Here is a 5,487-nt window from a genome sequence, read left to right on the forward strand (position 1 = left end):
AGCTCAAGGTCGCCCCGATGGGCGACATCCTCACGCGCTACTACGTGAACATGGGGGTCGCGGACACGGATGGTGTGCTTTCCGCAGTCGCCGCCGAGTTCGCCAAGCACGGCGTGAGCATCTCCGTCGTCCGCCAGGAGGGCGCCGGCGCCGGCGCGCGTCTGGTGGTCGTCACTCATGTAGCAACCGACGCGGCTCTCTCCGAGACCGTGGCGGCCCTCAACGAACTCGAATTCGTCACCGCTGTGACCAGCGTGCTGCGACTGGAAGGCACTGAACAATGACCGGCATCGTCAACCCCGTCCACAAGGCATGGCCGGGTCTCATCGAGGCATACCGGGACCGTCTCGCGATCGGTGACAACTGGAAGACCGTCACCCTGCGCGAAGGCGGCACCCCGCTCCTGCCGGCCGGCCACCTCTCCGAGATCACCGGCTGCGACGTCTACCTCAAGGTCGAGGGTCTCAACCCCACCGGTTCCTTCAAGGACCGCGGCATGACGATGGCCGTCACCGACGCCTTGGCCCGTGGCCAGCGCGCAGTTCTGTGCGCGTCCACCGGCAACACCTCCGCCTCGGCCGCTGCGTATGCAGCCAAGGCCGGCATGACCTGCGCCGTGCTCATCCCGCAGGGCAAGATCGCCATGGGCAAGCTTGCGCAGGCAGTCATGCACGGCGCCAAGATCATTCAGGTCCAGGGCAACTTCGACGACTGCCTCGAGCTGGCACGAAAGACCACGGCCGAGTTCCCCACCATCGGTCTCGTCAACTCGGTCAACCCGGTGCGCATCGAAGGCCAGAAGACCGCGGCATTCGAGATCATGGACGTCCTCGGCAAGGCTCCCGACGTGCACGCACTCCCGGTCGGAAACGCCGGTAACATCACCGCGTACTGGCGCGGATACTCCGAGTACTACGCGGACGGTCTGACCACGGTCAAGCCCCGCATGCTCGGCGTCCAGGCAGCCGGAGCGGCTCCGCTGGTCAACGGTGCTCCCGTCAAAGATCCCGAAACCATCGCCACCGCAATCCGAATCGGTTCTCCCGCTTCCTGGAACGGCGCTGTCGCCGCGAAGGAAGAGTCGAACGGTGCATTCCGTGCCGCCACCGACGAGAAGATCCTCGAGGCTTACCGTCTGATCGCCGCCACCGAGGGCGTCTTCGTCGAACCGGCGTCGGCAGCCAGCGTCGCCGGCCTGCTCGCCGCACGTGCAGAGGGCTGGCTCGAGCCGGGCCTGACCGTCGTGTGCACGGTGACCGGCAACGGTCTCAAGGATCCTGACACGGCTTTGAAGGGTATGCCGAACGTCGAGCCGATCGGTGTCGATCCCGTTGCCGTCGCGGCTGCCCTCGAGCTTGCATAGTGTCCGTGGATTCATCGACCACTCCGCGGAATCCGGTGTCTGACATGACTATAACCCTGCCTATCGGCCTTTCGGTGACTGCTCGCGTCCCGGCCTCGAGTGCGAACTTGGGGCCGGGGTTCGACACCCTCGGTCTGGCGTTGGGGTTGTACGACGAAATCGTGGTCACCACAACGGATTCAGGCCTTCAGATTCGCGTCGAAGGTGAAGGCGCTGCCGACGTGCCCTGGGGTCCTTCGCATCTCGTGGTCCGCGCCATCGAGCGTGGTCTCGAAGCGGCCGGAGTGTGGGCCAGTGGCCTGGACGTGTTGTGCCGCAACGCGATTCCGCATTCGCGCGGGTTGGGATCCTCGGCTTCCGCGGCTGTCGGCGGATTGGCAGCAGCCAACGGTCTGGCGCGCGCGCTCGATGCCGAGATCGGCTTGACGGAAGAGCAGTTGGTTCAACTCTCGTCCGAGTTCGAAGGTCACCCGGACAACGCGTCTGCCAGTGTTCTCGGTGGCGCAGTCGTCTCGTGGAGTTGCCCACCGGCCGTCGAAGGCGACGAGCCGATCTACTCCGCGGCCAAACTCGACGTCCATCCCGACATCCGTGCTGTGGCACTGGTTCCCGAGGAGCGGTCGTCCACCGCACACACTCGCGGGCTCCTGCCCGAATTGGTTCCGCACCAGGATGCCTCGTTCAACGCGAGCCGCAGCGCGCTCGCCGTCGTTGCGCTCACTGCTCGGCCCGATCTGTTGATGGCGGCCACCGAAGATCGCCTGCATCAGGCACAGCGCGCACCCGCGCTTCCGCTCACGACGCGATGGATCGGGATCCTGCGCGAGGCGGGTATCGCTGCGACCGTTTCGGGAGCCGGCCCCACCGTGTTGGCGCTCAGCACAGAACCTTTCCCCGTCGAACTCGCGGAAGCGGCGCGGGCAGACGGACTACGTGTGCTCGAATTGGACATCGCCGACGGCGTCGAAGTATCCACGACGACGGTCTGATCCCTGCCTTGGTCCAGGTGATCGCCCACTACCGATCGGTAGTGAACTGACACACCCAGTCGTCCAAATTCTTGCCGGACTCAGGTTTGGGCGCTATCCTGGGCTATGTCCGTACATCGTGCGCGTCAGTCGCCGGTGCATCACCAGGGGGCAAAACTCCTTCCCAATCGGGGTCCACAGTCCTTGGCATGATTCTCGCAGGCATGATCCTCACGCTTGTACCTTCTCCGAGGGTTTGAATCCTCCGCGGATCGAACACTCAGAGGTTCCATCACTCTGGGGTTCAACACACGGGGGAGTGAATCGTCGACGAAGGCGCGTTGGGCAGGTTTGCGAGCGCATGAAAAGTTTGAGGCGAGAGTTTCCGACAATCATGTGACGGCGGACAAGCCGGCAGTTCTGGACAGCAACCACGTACGGCACCACCGAGTTCGGTATTCAATCGAACTGCGGGACGAACCCTCGACTTTGCGCAGTGCGAGTGAGGGAAGGAAAGGACCTCCGTGACCGATACGGACCTCATCGCCACTTCTGCACCCGCCGGGTCGGAATCAGGCGACAATTCTCAGGCGTCATCTTCAGCATCGAACGGTGCGGTGGCGACCTCCACGAAGCGTGCCGAAACGCGCCGTGGTGCCGGACTCTCCGGCATGGTGCTCACCGAACTCCGCACTCTTGCGGGTGAACTGGGCATCAAAGGCACTTCCGGCATGCGCAAGGGTGACCTGATCGCAGCCATCAAGGAGCGCCAGGGCGGCAGCGCAAAGGCTGCACCCGCACAGAGTGAACTCACTCTCGACGACGCACCCGTTGCGCGCACTCGTGCCAAGAGCACTCGCGCCGCACGCACCGAAACCCCCGCAGCCGAAACAGCTCCGGCAGCCGAATCGGCTCCTGCCGAGGCCGCGCCTGCGCGTACCGAATCCGCTGAGGATTCCGATCAGAGCGCACCCCGTCGCGGACGTCAGCGTCGCGGCGCCGCTCGTCGTGCAGGTTCACCCGACCAGGGTGAACTGAGCATCGAGCAGGAAGCTCCTTCGGCGAAGTCCGACGCGGACACCGCGAAGGCCGCCGATACTTCGAAGGTCGCCGAGACCGCCAAGGCCGAGGCTCCGGCCGAGCGTCCTGCGCGCACCGAGGGCAAGTCCGACGCTGATCAGGCTCCCGCCGAGCAGGGCAACGAGCGTCCCCGCCGCGAGCGCAACCGCGACAATCAGGGCCAGCGCGACAACCAGGGCCAGCGGGACAACCAAGGCCAGCGCGAGAACCAGGGCAACCGGGGCAACCAGGATCGCCAGGACCGCGGCAATCAGAACAACGCCGGCCAGAACAACGCCGGTCCGCGTACGGACAACCGCAACAACGGACCGGACGACGACGAAGAGGGTGGACGCGGACGCCGCGGACGCCGTTTCCGCGAGCGCCGTGGCCGTGGTCGCGATCGCGGTGAGGGTGGCGCACCCAACGATTCGCGTGAGACCGAAATCCGCGAGGACGACGTCCTTCAGCCGGTCGCCGGCATCCTCGACGTCCTCGACAATTACGCCTTCGTGCGTACGTCCGGGTACCTCGCCGGTCCCAACGACGTCTACGTCTCCATGAACCTGATCCGCAAGAACGGCCTTCGCCGTGGCGACGCCATCACCGGTGCCGTCCGCGTCTCGCGTGACGGTGAGCAGGGCAGCCAGCGTCAGAAGTTCAACCCGCTGGTCCGCATCGACACGGTCAACGGCGGCGACGTCGAGGCCGCGAAGAAGCGCCCCGAGTTCAACAAGCTCACGCCGCTGTACCCGAACCAGCGACTGCGCCTCGAGACCGAGCAGCACATTCTCACCACGCGTGTCATCGACCTGGTGATGCCCATCGGTAAGGGCCAACGCGCCCTCATCGTGAGCCCGCCCAAGGCCGGTAAGACCAGCGTGTTGCAGGCGATCGCGAATGCCGTCGCCACCAACAATCCTGAGTGCTACCTGATGGTCATCCTCGTGGACGAGCGCCCCGAGGAAGTGACCGACATGCAGCGCAGCGTGAAGGGTGAGGTCATTTCCTCCACCTTCGACCGCCCGCCGGGAGATCACACCGCAGTTGCCGAGCTGGCAATCGAGCGTGCGAAGCGCCTGGTCGAGATGGGTAAGGACGTCGTCGTACTGCTCGACTCCATCACGCGTCTGGGTCGTGCGTACAACAACTCCTCGCCGGCGTCGGGACGCATCCTCTCCGGTGGTGTCGACTCGACGGCGCTCTACCCGCCGAAGCGTTTCCTCGGTGCTGCCCGCAACATCGAGAACGGTGGATCGCTCACCATCATCGCTACCGCAATGGTCGAGACCGGATCCACCGGCGACACCGTGATCTTCGAAGAGTTCAAGGGCACCGGCAACGCCGAGCTCAAGCTCGATCGCAAGATCGCCGAACGCCGCGTGTTCCCGGCCGTGGACGTCAACCCGTCCAGCACGCGTAAGGACGAGTTGCTCCTGAGCCCGGACGAAGCTGCGGTGCTGCACAAGCTCCGCCGCGTCCTGTCCGGTCTGGACTCGCATCAGGCCATCGATCTGCTGATCGATCGACTGAAGAAGAGCAAGAACAACCTCGAGTTCCTGATGCAGGTCTCCAAGACCGCACCGGGTGCGATCGACGACTGATCGACTCGACGTCAAAGGCCCACAACCAGCTGGTTGTGGGCCTTTTGCGTGGGCGGAACAAAACCGAGGGGCAGTGCGTTGACAACTTCGTACAGCCACCCCGAGGCGTGCGAGACGCGGATTATCCGGTGAGGTACCGCATCTGGCATACTGAACGGCCGAGTCCGGTTCCGGTTCACGATGTCGATTGGCGACGTCGACCCGGCGACCATTGAAAGGGACACCATGAAGGCAGGAATCCACCCAACCTACGTAGCGACCACCGTCGTCTGCGGTTGCGGTAACACGTTCGAGACCCACAGCACCAAGGAGTCCGGACGCATCAACGTCGAGGTTTGCTCGCAGTGCCACCCGTTCTACACGGGCAAGCAGAAGATTCTCGACACCGGTGGACGCGTCGCTCGCTTCGAGGCTCGCTACGGCAAGCGCGCAGACAGCAAGGTCCCGGCCACCGAGTCCTAGCTGTTCCGCCGACGCCCGATCTGCCATGCGC

The 5,487-nt window shown here is 64.6% G+C and carries 5 protein-coding genes; all 5 read left to right on the forward strand.

Annotation, left to right across the window (positions count from 1 at the left end; translation table 11 throughout):
* A partial coding sequence (locus RWT78_RS27730) for an ACT domain-containing protein (RefSeq protein ID WP_314682416.1) occupies positions 1–284 on the forward strand: 284 nt, incomplete at its 5' end.
* A complete protein-coding gene (thrC, locus tag RWT78_RS27735; RefSeq protein ID WP_003941280.1) occupies positions 281–1,363 on the forward strand; it encodes a threonine synthase in 1,083 nt (360 codons plus the stop codon). The genes RWT78_RS27730 and thrC, both read left to right, overlap by 4 nt.
* A gap of 44 nt (positions 1,364–1,407) precedes the next feature.
* Positions 1,408–2,352, forward strand: a complete 945-nt coding sequence (gene thrB, locus RWT78_RS27740; protein WP_007726194.1) for a homoserine kinase — start codon at positions 1,408–1,410, stop codon at positions 2,350–2,352.
* 503 nt (positions 2,353–2,855) lie between these two features.
* Positions 2,856–4,994 carry a transcription termination factor Rho gene (gene rho, locus RWT78_RS27745; RefSeq protein WP_314682419.1) on the forward strand — a complete coding sequence of 713 codons (2,139 nt, stop codon included), beginning with the start codon at positions 2,856–2,858 and terminating at the stop codon, positions 4,992–4,994.
* Positions 4,995–5,219: 225 nt separating this feature from the next.
* Positions 5,220–5,456, forward strand: coding sequence for a 50S ribosomal protein L31 (gene rpmE / locus RWT78_RS27750; protein WP_003941310.1), 237 nt, complete (start codon positions 5,220–5,222; stop codon positions 5,454–5,456).
* Positions 5,457–5,487: the final 31 nt, after the last annotated feature.

It is taken from the genome of uncultured Rhodococcus sp. (assembly GCF_963525155.1).
Taxonomy (GTDB): domain Bacteria; phylum Actinomycetota; class Actinomycetes; order Mycobacteriales; family Mycobacteriaceae; genus Rhodococcus_F; species Rhodococcus_F qingshengii.